This window comes from Pseudomonas sp. PDM03 (genome assembly GCF_014852385.1).
GTDB classification, from domain to species: domain Bacteria; phylum Pseudomonadota; class Gammaproteobacteria; order Pseudomonadales; family Pseudomonadaceae; genus Aquipseudomonas; species Aquipseudomonas migulae.
On record NZ_JACVBM010000014.1, the window covers coordinates 132,058 to 146,110 of the forward strand.

General features: G+C 61.2%; 13 protein-coding genes. 7 read left to right on the forward strand and 6 right to left on the reverse strand.

Annotated elements, in window-relative coordinates; genetic code table 11:
* The first annotated feature begins 46 nt into the window (after nt 1-46).
* Entirely contained in the window at nt 47-1,381 is a 1,335-nt protein-coding gene (locus IB254_RS19465) for a DEAD/DEAH box helicase (RefSeq protein WP_008031738.1), read from the forward strand.
* Between the two features lie 106 nt (nt 1,382-1,487).
* Here the strand turns inward: IB254_RS19465 and IB254_RS19470 are convergent, their stop codons facing one another.
* Nucleotides 1,488-2,729 (reverse strand): TIGR03862 family flavoprotein, encoded by a 1,242-nt coding sequence (locus IB254_RS19470; RefSeq protein WP_192418889.1) that lies wholly within the window; start codon nt 2,727-2,729, stop codon nt 1,488-1,490.
* A 282-nt stretch (nt 2,730-3,011) separates the two neighbouring features.
* On the reverse strand, nt 3,012-3,932 hold the full coding sequence (locus IB254_RS19475; protein WP_008031735.1) for a histone deacetylase: 921 nt from the start codon (nt 3,930-3,932) through the stop codon (nt 3,012-3,014).
* Between the two features lie 87 nt (nt 3,933-4,019).
* Here IB254_RS19475 and IB254_RS19480 point away from each other — a divergent pair, with 87 nt between their 5' ends.
* From IB254_RS19480 to IB254_RS19490, 3 genes are all read left to right on the forward strand, one after another.
* Nucleotides 4,020-4,589, forward strand: coding sequence for a GNAT family N-acetyltransferase (locus tag IB254_RS19480; RefSeq protein ID WP_192418891.1), 570 nt, complete (start codon nt 4,020-4,022; stop codon nt 4,587-4,589).
* A gap of 106 nt (nt 4,590-4,695) precedes the next feature.
* Nucleotides 4,696-5,565, forward strand: coding sequence for an acyl-CoA thioesterase II (gene tesB, locus IB254_RS19485; RefSeq protein WP_008031730.1), 870 nt, complete (start codon nt 4,696-4,698; stop codon nt 5,563-5,565).
* Nucleotides 5,562-6,155, forward strand: coding sequence for an HAD family hydrolase (locus IB254_RS19490; RefSeq protein ID WP_192418893.1), 594 nt, complete (start codon nt 5,562-5,564; stop codon nt 6,153-6,155). Before tesB ends, IB254_RS19490 begins: the two co-directional genes overlap by 4 nt.
* A gap of 104 nt (nt 6,156-6,259) precedes the next feature.
* Here the strand turns inward: IB254_RS19490 and IB254_RS19495 are convergent, their stop codons facing one another.
* The 4 genes from IB254_RS19495 to IB254_RS19510 all read right to left on the reverse strand — a co-directional run bounded on the left by IB254_RS19495 (nt 6,260) and on the right by IB254_RS19510 (nt 10,939).
* Nucleotides 6,260-7,219 (reverse strand): alpha/beta hydrolase, encoded by a 960-nt coding sequence (locus IB254_RS19495; protein ID WP_192418895.1) that lies wholly within the window; start codon nt 7,217-7,219, stop codon nt 6,260-6,262.
* Nucleotides 7,220-8,113: a neutral zinc metallopeptidase gene (locus IB254_RS19500; RefSeq protein ID WP_008028943.1), complete on the reverse strand. Its 894-nt coding sequence runs from the start codon at nt 8,111-8,113 to the stop codon at nt 7,220-7,222.
* A 260-nt stretch (nt 8,114-8,373) separates the two neighbouring features.
* Nucleotides 8,374-9,207 carry an aldo/keto reductase gene (locus IB254_RS19505; protein WP_192418897.1) on the reverse strand — a complete coding sequence of 278 codons (834 nt, stop codon included), beginning with the start codon at nt 9,205-9,207 and terminating at the stop codon, nt 8,374-8,376.
* On the reverse strand, nt 9,191-10,939 hold the full coding sequence (locus IB254_RS19510; protein WP_192418899.1) for an FAD-dependent oxidoreductase: 1,749 nt from the start codon (nt 10,937-10,939) through the stop codon (nt 9,191-9,193). Before IB254_RS19510 ends, IB254_RS19505 begins: the two co-directional genes overlap by 17 nt.
* A 173-nt stretch (nt 10,940-11,112) precedes the next feature.
* Between IB254_RS19510 and IB254_RS19515 the strand changes: the two genes are divergently transcribed.
* The 3 genes from IB254_RS19515 to IB254_RS19525 all read left to right on the forward strand — a co-directional run bounded on the left by IB254_RS19515 (nt 11,113) and on the right by IB254_RS19525 (nt 14,001).
* On the forward strand, nt 11,113-11,889 hold the full coding sequence (locus IB254_RS19515) for an IclR family transcriptional regulator (RefSeq protein WP_008028937.1): 777 nt from the start codon (nt 11,113-11,115) through the stop codon (nt 11,887-11,889).
* 238 nt (nt 11,890-12,127) lie between these two features.
* Nucleotides 12,128-13,183: a Gfo/Idh/MocA family protein gene (locus IB254_RS19520; protein ID WP_192418901.1), complete on the forward strand. Its 1,056-nt coding sequence runs from the start codon at nt 12,128-12,130 to the stop codon at nt 13,181-13,183.
* Between the two features lie 2 nt (nt 13,184-13,185).
* On the forward strand, nt 13,186-14,001 hold the full coding sequence (locus IB254_RS19525; protein ID WP_192418902.1) for a sugar phosphate isomerase/epimerase family protein: 816 nt from the start codon (nt 13,186-13,188) through the stop codon (nt 13,999-14,001).
* Nucleotides 14,002-14,053: the final 52 nt, after the last annotated feature.

Here is a 14,053-nt window from a genome sequence, read left to right on the forward strand (position 1 = left end):
CACACTTGTTCTGCACAACCGCGCTGAATTTTCCTACGGTAATCCCATGACTTTCGCCACCCTTGGCCTGATCGAACCCTTGCTGCGCTCTCTCGAGACGCTCGGCTACCAGACCCCGACGCCGGTTCAGGCGCAAGCCATTCCGGCGGTGCTGGCCGGTCGCGACCTGATGGCCGCCGCCCAGACCGGCACCGGCAAGACCGCCGGTTTCGCGTTGCCGCTGCTGCAATTGCTGGCCATGGAAGGGCCGAAAGTCACCGCCAACTCGGTGCGCGCATTGATTCTGGTGCCGACTCGCGAACTGGCCGAGCAGGTTCACGAAGCCGTGCGTCAGTACGCCGAGAACCTGCCGCTGAGCACCTATGCGGTGTATGGCGGCGTGAGCATCAACCCGCAAATGATGAAGTTGCGCAAAGGCGTCGACCTGTTGGTGGCGACGCCGGGCCGTCTGCTCGACCTGTTCCGCCAGAACGCGCTGAAGTTCAACCAGTTGCAAACCCTGGTGCTGGACGAAGCCGACCGCATGCTCGACCTGGGCTTTTCCGAGGAGCTGGGGAACATTTACCGCGTGCTGCCGAAGAAACGTCAGACGCTGCTGTTCTCCGCGACCTTCTCCGATGCGATTCGCCTGCTGGCCGGGCAAATGCTCAATGATCCGCTGAGCATCGAAGTCAGCCCGCGCAACGTTGCTGCCAACACCGTTAAACAGTGGGTAGTGACGGTGGACAAGAAGCGCAAGCCGGAGCTGTTCATCCACCTGCTGCGCAAGGGCAAGTGGAAGCAGGTGCTGGTATTCGCCAAGACCCGCAACGGCGTGGATGCGCTGGTGGAAAAACTCCAGGGCCTGGGCATCAACGCCGACGGCATCCATGGCGACAAACCCCAGGCTACGCGTCAACGTGCGCTGGACCGTTTCAAGGCCAGTGAAGTACAGATCCTGGTGGCCACCGACGTCGCAGCCCGTGGTCTGGATATTGAAGATTTACCGTTGGTGGTCAATTTCGACCTGCCGATTGTGGCAGAGGACTACATCCACCGGATCGGTCGTACCGGCCGTGCGGGTGCCACCGGGCAGGCCATTTCGTTGGTCTGCGCCGATGAAGTGAATTTGCTGTCGGCCATTGAGACGTTGACGCGTCAGACGTTGCCTCGGCAGATGGAACACGATTTCGAACCTGAGCACCGCGTGCCGGACACCGATGCCAGCGGCCAGGTGGTGAAGAAACCGAAAAAACCGAAGAAGCCGAAGACGTCCAGCGGCGGTAAGCGCAATTTGGGTAAATGGGTCGAGAGCGGGGATGCTTCGGCGCCGGAGCCTTCGATCAAGCCTGTGCGTAAGGTGCCGGTGTTTAACACTGGGCCGCGTAAGCGTAAGCCTTGATTGGTTGCGGCGGCTGTTAGGCCGCCTTCGCGGGCAAGCCTCGCTCCTACAAGGGCACCACCAATCCGTAGGAGCGAGGCTTGCCCGCGAAGGGCGCGCCTCGGTCTCAAGCCTTGCGCTTGAGCCACTCCACCATCCCCAACCCAGCCGCTCGCCCACTGGCGAAACACGCGGTCAGCAGATAGCCGCCTGTCGGCGCTTCCCAATCCAGCATTTCCCCCGCGCAGAACACGCCAGGCAACTGCTTGAGCATCAAACGTTCATCCATCGCCTCGAACATCACGCCACCGGCAGTGCTGATGGCCTCGTCCAGTGGACGGGTTTTCATCAATGTCAGCGGCAACGCCTTGATCGCTTTAGCCAACAGCGCCGGATCGGTGAAGCATTCTGCCGGCGTCAGTTCCCGCAGCAGTGCCGCTTTCACGCCATCTATCCCGAGCTGGCTGTGCAGATGTTTGGACATTGAACGAGACCCGCGCGGTTTGCTCAGCGCCGCCTGAACTTTATCCACAGGCCGGCCCGGCAACAGGTCGAGGTGAATGGTCGCCGAGCCATGCTGATTGATCGCTTCGCGGATGGGCGCCGACAGGGCGTAGATCAAACTGCCTTCAATCCCGGTGGCCGTGATCACACATTCCCCGAGCCGAGGGATGTCGTCATTGAGGCCGATCGCGATATTTTTCAGCGGCGCGCCGGCGAATTTGCTGACCATCAATTCGCTCCAGGCCTGCACCTCGAAGCCGCAATTACTCGGCTGCAGCGGCGTCAGTCCTACGCCGTGCTGCTCCAGTGGCAGTATCCACGCGCCGTCCGAACCCAAGCGCGACCAACTGCTGCCACCGAGGGCCAGCAGCGTTGCTTCGGGCTTCAGGGTTTTTTCACCCTCAGGGCTTTCAACACGCAATCCACCATTGTTATCCCAACCGAGCCAACGATGGCGGGTGTGGATAACTACGCCGGCCTCTCGCAGGCGTTTGAGCCAGGCGCGCAACAGCGGCGCGGCCTTCATGTCGGTCGGAAACACCCGGCCGGAGCTGCCGACAAAGGTTTCGATGCCCAGGTCATGAATCCACTGGCAAAGCGCTTCGGCACCAAAGGCTCGCAGCAGCGGTGCAATTTGCGGTGCACGCTCGGCGTAGCGTGAGAGGAATGCCGGGTAGGCTTCGGAATGGGTGATATTCATGCCGCCTACGCCCGCGAGGAGAAATTTCCTGCCGACCGAAGGCATGCCGTCGTACAGATCGACCTTGATTCCGGCCTGGCTCAACACTTCGGCCGCCATCAGGCCGGCGGGGCCGCCGCCGATGATGGCGACTTTAGGGGGGAGGGAAGTCGAGGGCTGAGTCATGGAATGCACTGCGGTTCGGCGGAATAAGCCGGGCATTCTACCAGCACGGTTAACTGTAGGAGCGAGCCTGCTCGCGATGGCGGTGGGTCAGTCAAAATCGATGTTGGATGTGAGGGCCTCATCGCGAGCAGGCTCGCTCCCACATTGGTTCCGGGGTGTTCATAAAATAGTGATCAAAAAACAACCAGCGCTCTGCATGCCATATGCAGCATGGCCTGTAGGCCCTTTCGCTCAGGTTATCCACAGGCAGCTCCACAGGCATTGTGGGTAAAGGCGCACACCTCAATGACAACCTGATGACGCCCACACCCGCTGCGCGCTGTGATGCAGGATGCCGTGACGCCGCGCCAGCGCCTTGCGGTCCTTGCTGTAGCCGCCGCCAATCACCCCGACCACCGGAATATCCCGCCCGAGGCAATGGCGCATCACGCTTTCATCCCGAGCGGCCACGCCTTCGTCTGTCAGCTTCAGGTAACCGAGCGCGTCGTCCTTATGCACATCGACACCGGCGTCGTACAGCACCAGGTCCGGCTGGTAGAGCGGCAGCAAATAATTCAGCGCGTCGTCGACGACCTTCAGGTAGTCGGCATCGCCCATGCCCTTGGGCAGCGGGATGTCCCAGTCACTTTCGGCCTTGCGTGCAGGAAAGTTCTTCTCGCAGTGCAGGGAAACGGTCACCGCGTCCGGGGTGTTGTGCAGAATCCGTGCAGTCCCGTCGCCCTGATGCACGTCGCAATCGAAGATCAGCACCCGATTCACACGACCGCTTTCCAGCAGGTAATGGCTGATCACCGCCAGGTCGTTAAAGATGCAGAACCCCGCCGGGTAGTCGTAATGCGCGTGATGCGTGCCGCCGGCCAAGTGACAGGCCAATCCATGTTCCAGCGCCTGTTCCGCCGCCAGTAGCGAACCGCCGACCGCCCGCACCGTGCGCCGGGCCAGGGCTTCGTTCCACGGCAGGCCGAGGCGCCGCTGGTCTTCGCGGGACAACTCGCCGCTCATGTAGCGTTCGATATAGGCAGCGTCATGTGCGAGGGCGAGAATTTCCGGCGGGCAGAGTTCCGGGCGCAGCAGGTCGGCGTCCCGGGTCAGCCCACTGTCCACCAGGTGATCGCGCAGCAGGCGAAACTTGTCCATGGGGAAGCGGTGGTCCGCCGGGAACTCGGGGCTGTAGTCTTCGTGGTAAATCAATGGCAGCGGCATGGCGGGCTTTTATGAGTACGGCGTGTAGGAATGAGTGAACGATCCTACCAGCGATGTAGACTTGCGGCATGGAAACGGAGGGGCATGATGGAGCCGATACTGGAACTCGAGAGCGCGCGACTGCTGTTGCGGCAGTGGCGTGACGAGGATTTGCCGGCGTTTGCGGCGATGTGCGCCGATCCACAGGTGATGCGCTATTTTCCGGCACCCTTGAGTCGACTGGAAAGTGCTTCGCTGATCGGGCGGATTCGTGGGCATTTCGCCGAGCATGGTTTTGGTCTCTGGGCGCTGGAGCGCAAGGACACCGGTGCATTTATCGGTTTTACCGGGCTCGGCGTGGTCGGTTTCGACGCGCCTTTCACTCCAGCCATCGAGATCGGCTGGCGCCTGGCTCGCGAACACTGGGGCTTGGGTTACGCCAGTGAGGCGGCGTGGACCGCTCTGCGCTGCGGGTTTGACCGGTTGGCGCTGAACGAGGTCGTGTCCTTCACCTGCGAAACCAACACGCCATCGCAGAAAGTCATGCAGGCCATCGGTATGCACCATGATTCAGCCGGTGACTTCGACCACCCGAAACTCGCGGTCGATCATCCTCTGCGTCACCATGTGCTGTACCGCATCACCCGTGAACAATGGCTGCAAACCTTGCATGGATAAGACGGCCCGGACGTTTACAATGGCGCCAATGATGGCCCTGGCCGGAAACTGAATCGACCGCCGCAGCCAAGACTGCGCGGCATTGCGATGTGTGAGGAGAGTCTGAATGAGCCAAGTGTTGGATGATCTGGTCGATTTGCTGACCCTGGAACCGATCGAAGAAAACCTGTTCCGTGGCCGCAGCCAGGACCTGGGCTTTCGTCAGTTGTTCGGCGGCCAGGTGATCGGTCAGTCCCTGTCGGCGGCCAGCCAGACGGTCGAAGTCGCGCGTCATGTGCATTCGATGCACGGTTATTTCCTGCGTCCGGGCGATTCCACGTTGCCCGTGGTGTATCAGGTTGATCGGGTTCGCGACGGCGGCAGTTTTAGCACGCGTCGGGTCACGGCGATCCAGAAGGGCAACCCGATCTTCACGTGCAGCGCATCGTTCCAATATGACGAAAAAGGCTTCGAGCATCAGGGCCAGATGCCGACGGTGGTCGGGCCGGAAAACCTGCCCTCGGAACTGGAGCTGACCCATCAGCGCGCGCACCTGATCCCTGAGCACATGCGTGAAAAACTGCTGTGCCCGAAGCCGATCGAATTCCGCCCGGTCACCGAGAAAGATCCCTACAACCCGCAGCCATCCGATCCGGTCAAGTACGTCTGGTTTCGCGCCGACGGCGCGTTGGCCGACTCCCCGGCGCTGCACAAATACCTGCTGGCCTACGCGTCGGACTTCAATCTGCTGACCACCTCGATGTTGCCCCATGGCAAGTCGGTCTGGCAAAAAGACATGCAGGTCGCCAGCCTCGATCACGCGCTGTGGTTCCATGCGGACCTGCGTGCCGATGACTGGTTGCTGTACGCGATGGACAGCCCGTGGGCCGGCAATTCCCGTGGGTTCAGCCGTGGCAGCGTGTTCAATCGCGCCGGGCAACTGGTGGCGTCGGTCACTCAGGAAGGGCTGATCCGTCACCGCAAGGATTGGGCATGAGCCTGGCCGAGGTGCGGCACTGGGTGTTCGACATGGACGGCACCCTGACGGTGGCCGTGCATGACTTCGCGGCGATTCGCGTGGCGCTGGCGATCCCGGCCGAAGACGACATCCTGACCCACCTCGCCGCGTTACCGGCTGCTGAAGCGGCAGCCAAACATGCATGGTTGCTGGAGCATGAACGGGATCTGGCGCTGGGTTCGAAACCGGCGCCGGGAGCTGTGGAGCTGGTGCGCGAGTTGGCGGGGCGCGGTTATCGCCTGGGCATTCTCACGCGCAATGCTCGGGAACTGGCGCATGTGACACTGGAGGCCATCGGCCTGGCAGACTGCTTCGCGGTGGAGGATGTGCTGGGGCGTGATGAAGCGCCGCCCAAGCCGCACCCCGGTGGTTTGTTGAAATTGGCCGAGGCCTGGAACGTGCCGGCGAGCGAGATGGTGATGGTCGGTGATTACCGGTTTGATCTGGATTGCGGGCGGGCGGCGGGGGCGCGGACGGTGTTGGTGAATCTGCCGGATAACCCGTGGCCTGAATTGGCGGATTGGCATGCGGCGGATTGTGTTGAGCTCAAGCAGATGCTTTCGGCTTGAGGGCCTCATCGCTGGCAAGCCAGCTCCCACAGTGGATCAGTGTTGCAGATTAAATTGTGGGAGCTGGCTTGCCAGCGATGGCGTCAAATTAAGCAACAAAAATCTCACTGCCCAAATAAAACCTTCTGCCCCTCCGGCGACGTAAACATTCCATCCCCGTTATGCCCAACCCCGGGCACTTCGATCAATTGCTGATTCAATCCTTGCGGATGGCTACGCTTCAAAAACTCAAAATAATTGCGCCCGCGAATCAATCGATTAGCGCCCTGGGCTTTCGCCTCACAACTTTTATCCAGCGCCGGATGGTTCGGATCAATGTCCTGCTGCCCCAGTAGATAAACGATGTCACGCTGAACGTAGTTTTCCTCCAATTGCGCGGGCGTTTGTCCTTCGGCGTAGGCGGGCAAATCTGACAGGCCGTACTTCCAGCGATTGAACGCCGGGCAACCGGCGTGACTGAACGCCACTGGCCGCCGCTCATCGAAATACGCGTAGGAAGACGGGTTGGCGATGACGTAGCGCACATGCACGCCAGCCGCCTTGAGCTCCGGTTGATCGTGACTCAACAACGCATAACGCTGAACCACCTGAGCACCGCCCGAGTGGCCGGCGATGACGACATCCTTCACATCCGGAAACTGTCGACGATCGCCGAGCCGGGCGATGATCTGGTCGAGTGCCGCGTAGGAACTCAGGGCAAACGGAGCGGTGGATAAACCACCGGCCATCCAGTCATTGCCCTGCCAACGCAACACCGTGTCGGCGACTGGATGGAGTGCCACGTCGGTTTCATTGAGAAATTGCGGAGCGATCACCAAGGTATTGGCGCTTTGCCCGGCTTGCTCTGCCGCCCGCTCGGCACTCTGGCGGTAGGTTTCAGCATTGCGCAACCGACCGTGGATGATGATCAGCACGCGCTCGATTTTCGCCGGCGCCGGGCCGATGCCCACCGCCATCTCACCTTCGTTCAACAAGAGTCGGCCGGGGCTGATCTCCTTGACCCCATGCTCGGCAGCCTGGGTACAGGTGCAAGTAAACAACAACATCAACAACCACTTTTTCATTTACAGATTTTTCGCCGCAAAGGTATCGCACTGGCCCACCTGGCCTTGCGCAAATCCGGTTTTGAACCAGCGCACCCTTTGCGCCGACGTGCCATGGGTAAACGAGTCCGGCACCACGCGACCCTGGCCTTGCTGCTGCAAGCGGTCGTCGCCGATGGCGTTGGCGGCATTCAAGGCTTCTTCGATGTCGCCCGGCTCCAGCCAGTTCAGGCGTTGCTGTGCATTGTTGGCCCAGACACCCGCGAGGCAATCCGCTTGCAGTTCCTGACGCACCAACAAGCCACCGTCACCTTCCATTTGCCGGCCTTGCTGACGGGCGGCCTGAATTTTCGCGGAAACGCCGAGCAAGGTCTGAACATGGTGTCCGACTTCGTGAGCGATCACGTAGGCCTGAGCGAAATCACCCGCAGCGGCAAAGCGTTGCGACATTTCCTGGAAGAAACTCATGTCCAGGTAAACCTTCTGGTCTGCGGGGCAATAGAACGGCCCGGTCGCCGAGGTGGCCAGGCCGCACGCCGAGTTCACCCGGTTGCTGAACAGCACCAGCGTAGGATCTTTATACTGTCGGCCGGCCTGCTGGAAAATCTGGCCCCAGGTGTCTTCGGTGTCACCGAGGATCGAACGGACGAATTCCGCCCCTTCATCATTGGCTGGCGGTGCCTTGCGGGTTTGCGTCGGTGCCGGTGCCGATTGCTCGGTCATCTGCCCGGTGAGTTGGCCGAGGATCTGCAACGGGTCCTGGCCGGTGATCCAGCCGATCCCGACAATCAGAATGATCGCGGTCAGGCTCAGGCCCTTGCCGCCACCAAAACGCATCCCGCCGCCACCACCGCCGACATCATCACCACGGGCATCGACCACGTTGTCGCTGCGTCGGCCTTTTTTCCATAGCATGTGGGAATCCTCTGATTATCGTGGGGATGAGTGTTGCTGGTGAGTGGGAGCGGCGCCAGTCCGGTCGTCCGGCTTTTATGCGGGCGGGAACATTACTGAGTGTATTGAACATGGATAACCCATCGAATTCCGTCAGGTGATGGGTTTTTTATGACGTCAGGGCGAACGCCCTATGACTTGTAGGAGCCGGCTTGCCGGCGATGGCGATCTTATGGACGCTATCGCCGGCAAGCCGGCTCCTACGAAAAGCAGTCCGGTGCTTACTGGTCGAACGCATCCCACACTGGCGCGAAGTCAGGGCTAACCAGTCGTTCGCGTTTCGACAAACCGGCAATCAACGCCCGGTCTTCGTCATCGAGCTGGACGTCCAGCGAGGCCAGGTTGGCCAACTGATTAGCCTCGCTGCTGGCCTTGGGGATCGCCGCAACGTTCGGTTGATCAAGCAGCCATTTGAGCGCCACTTGTGTTGGCAGAACCCCGTGTCTGGCGGCGATCTGCTGGATTTGCGGGATGTCCGAGACCTTGTTGCGGGCCAGCGGCGAGTAGGCCGTCAGTGCCAGGTCATGTTGACGGGCGTAGTCCAGCAGCGCGTTTTGTCCGAGCAACACGTGGTATTCAACCTGGATGGCTGACAGTGGCGCGCCCAGTTCTTCGACGACTTTGCGCAGCAGCGGCAGCGGAAAATTCGCCACGCCGATGTTGCGCGCCAAGCCTTGCTCCTTGAATGACACCAGGGTTTCGATCGTGCGTGGCAGGTCCCAATCGGTGGTCGGCCAGTGGATCATGAACAGGTCTACGTAATCGCTGCGCAAGGCCTTGAGGCTGCGGTCCATGGAATGGCGCATGGCATCGGGTTGCAGTTGATCCCACCAGACTTTGGTGGTGACGTGGATCTGCTCGCGAGGCGTAGGACTGTTTACCAGCGCCTGACCGACGGCCTCTTCGTTGTTGTAGGCGGCAGCGGTGTCGATATGCCGATAACCCAACTTCAACGCCTGTTCAACGGCACGTGTGCATTCTTCGCCGAGCATCGGCCAGGTGCCGAGGCCGAGTTTGGGCATGTTCAAACCCTGTGCATTAACGATGCGCTGCATGGTCGATCTCCTGTTCATAAGCAGTGATGCCGGCGATATGTCGCGCGGCGATGTAGCCGAACGTCAGCGCCGGGCCGAGATTAATGCCGCCGGCGGGGTAATGCCCGCCCATGATGCTGGCCATGTCACCGCCTGCGGCGTACAGCCCGGCGATGGCCTGGCCGGATTCGCCGAGGACCTGGGCGTGTTGATTGACCTTGAGCCCGGCGAAGGTGCCGAAGCAGCCGGGCTGGACCTTCACCGCGTAAAACGGCCCTTGCTCGATGGGCGCAACGCACGGGTTGGGTTGCTGCAAGGCGTCACCCTGTTTGCGGTTGTAAGGCGTCGAACCGCGGCCAAACAAGGGGTCTTCACCGTTGCGAGCATGCTGGTTGTAGTCCGCCACAGTGCTGCGCAAGCCGTTCGGGTCGATGCCGCAGGCGTGGGCCAATTCCTCGATCGTGTTGCCGGTTTTCAGATAGCCGCTGCGGATAAAGGATGACAACGGAACCGGAAAAGGCCGAGAGATGCCCAGCCCATATCGGCGTTGAAAACCATGGGTGCAAATCAGCCAGGAGGCAACCTCTTCGCCGGCAGGCGCAGCGGCGACCATGGCCGTTACATAGTCGTAGTAGCCGTTCGCTTCATTGACGAAGCGCTGGCCATTGCTCAGTACGCCGATGATCCCCGGTTTGCCCCGCTCGATGATGTGCGGGAAGTGACCGATGCTGCCATCCCTGTGTGGCACTTGCGAGACCGGCGCCCAGGCTACGGGAGAGGCCATGTCGGTGTTGACCCGGGCCCCGGCGCTTTCGCCCAGGCGCAAACCGTCACCGGCCACGCCGAGGGGTGGCAGCGCCCAGTGTTCGATGCCGGTCGGTGTGCGCGGGAACAGTGCCTTGCGCCGCTCGATGTCATTGGCAAACCCACCGGCCGCGAGCACCACAGCCTTGCGCGCATGGATGCGGACCTTGCCTTTGGCGGTGCTCACCAGCGCGCCCCGGACCTGATCGCCTTCGCGAAACAACTCGCTGACAGGCGCTGATTCCCAGAGCAGTACGCCAAGGTCTTCGGCAGATTTTGCCAGGCGAGCAACCAGCGCCACGCCGTTGACCAGCTGCATCGCCCGGCCATGCACAATGAGGTCGAGCAGGTGCCGGGTGAAGCGCCGGGTGACGTGCCACGCGGCGGACACCGAACGGGTCAGGTTGAGAAACGCGGCCAGATCCGCCCCCGCCATGATCGGCATGCCCATGAACGAAGTTTCCCGCATGGTTTTGCGAAGACGCCTCAGCAGCTTGCCGACTTTTCGCCCGTCATAGGGCGCTGCGATCACCGAACGTCCGCCCGTTCCGGCACCGGGCGTATCGCCATGTATGTCGGCGATGGCATTGCCATCGGCGAATTGCAGCGAGGTGTGCTGTTCGAAAAAGGCGACCATCCGTGGGCCCGCCTCAAGGAACGCATCGATCATTGCCGGTTCGTAACGCTCACCGAGTTCATGCTTGAGATAGGTGCGCGGCAACTCGACGTCTTCGACGATGCCGGCGCGGCGGGCCAGAGGATTGCACGGCACCCAGGCCCAGCCGCCGGACCACGCCGTGGCTCCGCCGAATACCGGGTCTTTCTCCACCACAATGACTTTCAATCCGTGCCATGCAGCGGTAACCGCTGCCGATAACCCGGCTGCACCGGAGCCGATGACCAATACATCGCAGTCGATGTCTGGAGAGCTGTGGGATTCGGCAGGCATTGTTTAAAACTCCAGTGCACATTTTTAGAATTGGATTCCAGAAAATATAGCGACGTGAATCCGCTCGGCAACCACTCAACTGATAAAACGGGCGGTTACCGAACAAGCAGTTCCAGATTTCGCATTAGGCGGTTTGTCTTCTAGAATCGGGCAAATTTCAGGCGGAACCTTCCATGGCCGGCAGTCAGATCGAACGTGTTTTCAGCGTGCTGGAAAGCCTCACCAGTGACCCTCGCGGCCTGCCGATGCAGACGCTGGCAGAGCAACTGGACATCCCTAAAAGCGCGACTCATCGCTTGCTCGCCGAGCTGATTCGGCTGGGTTACGTGCGGCAGAATCCGGATAACTTGCGCTATCACCTGTCGACCAAACTGGTGGCCATGGGGTTCCGTTATCTGTCGGGAAGCGGCGCCGATATCGTGCAGCCAGTGCTTGATCGCCTGGCCCAGGAAACCGGCGAACTGGTGCGCCTTGGGGTCATCGAGGGCGAGCGTCAAACCTGGATCGCCAAGTCCCAGGGCGCCCGCTCCGGTCTGCGATACGACCCGGACATGGGCCGTGATGCGCCGCTGTTTTACACGGCGTCGGGCCATGCGTGGCTGGCGTGCATGAGCGATGCCGAAGCGTTGTCGCTGGTGGAACGCCAGGGCGGCGAGCGTCCAAAAGACCTCGGGCCGAATGCGCCGCGTTCCAACATTGAATTGCTCGAACGCCTGCGTCTGGCGCGGGAGCAGGGCTACGCCTGGGTTGAAGAGAGCTCGGCGGTGGGCACTTCGGCGATTGCGGCGGTGGTGCGTCACCCGAGTGATGGACGAGTGATCGGGGTGCTGAGTATTGCCGGGCCGAGCGCGCGGATGCCGGGGGCGCGGCTGCATGAGTTGGCGCCGCTGTTGTTGAGATTTGCCGAAGAGTTGTCGGCGGCGAGTCTCGCGTCAGAATTTTTCAGTTAACCACCGCCACACATAACCCTGTAGGAGCGAGCCTGCTCGCGAAAGCGGTGAGTCAGTCAACGCATCTGTTGAATCCTAAACAGCTTTCGCGAGCAGGCTCGCTCCCACAAAGGATCTTCGTCTGGCCGGGAAAATTGTGCGTTGTTCGCACGCTTTCGTGAGTCGCTTGTGTAAGAATCTGGAACCAGGTTCTAAATTGTTGAGGGTCAATCAACAATAATCACAAGAGGACCGCACCATGACTTCGCCCGTTCGCATCGCCCTGATCGGTGCCGGCAACATGGGCCAGCAGCATTACCGGCATCTGCACACCCTGAAGCACGCGACCCTGTGCGCGGTAGCTGATCCTGGCCCGCAAGCGGCAGGCCTCGCCGCCGAATGGGGCGTGGGGTATTTCGCCGATCACCGTCAGATGCTGGAGCAGGTGAAGCCGGACGCGGTCATCGTGGCCAACCCGAACACGCTGCACGTCAGCACCGCGCTCGATTGCCTGGCTGCCGGCGTGCCGGTACTGCTGGAAAAACCGGTCGGCGTGCACCTGGATGAGGCGCGCGAGTTGGTAGCCGCCTCGAAAGCCACCGGCGTCCCGGTGCTGGTCGGCCATCATCGTCGGCACAATCCACTGATCGTCCGTGCCCGCGAACTGGTGCAAAGCGGTGCTTTGGGGCGGCTGACGACGGTGACGGCGCTCTGGCAATTGCGCAAACCCGACAGTTATTTCGAAACGCCGTGGCGCCGCGAGCCAGGTGCGGGAATGTTGCTGACCAACCTGATCCATGACCTCGATCTGCTGCGCCATCTGTGCGGCGAAGTGCGGCAGGTTCAAGCGATCACCAGCAATGCCGTGCGCGGGTTTGCCAACGAGGATTGTGCGGCGGTGTTGCTGCAATTCGACAACGGCGCACTGGGCAGCCTGACCGGTTCCGACGCGGTGGCGGCGCCCTGGAGTTGGGAGCTGGATTCCGGGGAGAACCCGGTGTATCCGCGTCAGGCGGATCAGCCGTGTTACTTGCTGGCCGGTACCGGTGGTGCGTTGAGCATTCCGCAACTCAAGCGCTGGCATTACGCCGACGTTGATGGGGGATGGCATCAACCCTTGTTGCCGATGCAGGAAAGCGTCAACGCCGATGAAGCCCTGGGTTTGCAGTTGCAGCATTTCGTGCGCGTGGTGCGTCGGGAAGTCGAACCGTTGGTCAGCGCTGCCGATGCGGCACGCACACTGGCGTTGATCGAGGCCATCCGCGAAGCCGCCGAAACCGGTCGCGCCTGCACCCCGGTGGTGATCGAGGAATGAACATGAGTGAACGGATCTTTTCCCTGGCCAGTCTGACGGTACTGGAATTGTCACCGCCGCAGATGGTGGACGTCGCGGCACGCGCCGGGTACAGCCATGTGGGACTACGCCTTGAGCCGGCGACGCCCGAAGAACATCACTTTGCGCTGGTAGCCGATGTCGGTTTGCGGCGTGAGACGCTGGCGCGGCTGCGCGACACCGGTATTCGTGTGCTGGATGTTGAAATCCTGCGTCTTAAACCGGACACGGTCGTCGCCGACTTCGAGAAAATTCTGGCAGTCGGTGCGGAGTTTGGTGCCAGTGAATTGCTGGTGGCGGGTAACGATTCTGACGAGCAACGGCTGACGGAAAACTTCGCCCGGCTCTGTGATCTGGCGGCGCCTTACGGACTGCACCCGCACCTGGAGTTCATGCCCTGGACTGATGCGCGCAATCTTGAACAAGCGGTGCGCATTGTCGAAAGCGCTGATCGCGAAAATGGCGCGGTGTTGGTCGATGCGTTTCATTTCGATCGCTCGGGTTCTCGGCTGGAAGATCTGGCCAAAGTCGCCCCGTCACGGTTACGGTATGCGCAGTTGTGCGATGTGGCGGGGCCGCGGCCGACGGACATGGCTGAGATTTTGCGTCAGGCCCGCAACGAGCGACGTTTTCCAGGTGATGGCGATTGTGATCTGGCGGGGTTGTTGCAGTGTTTGCCGGCTGATATTCCGCTCAGCCTGGAGATTCCAACGGTGAAGTTGTTGGAGCAGGGCGTGAGCGGGTTGCAACGGGCGCAGATGGCGCTGGAAAAGGCCCGGGAATTGTTGGCGCGTATCTAGACGGTGCTGCGCACCTGTTCGCGGGCAAGCCTCGCTCCTACAGGGGCAATGG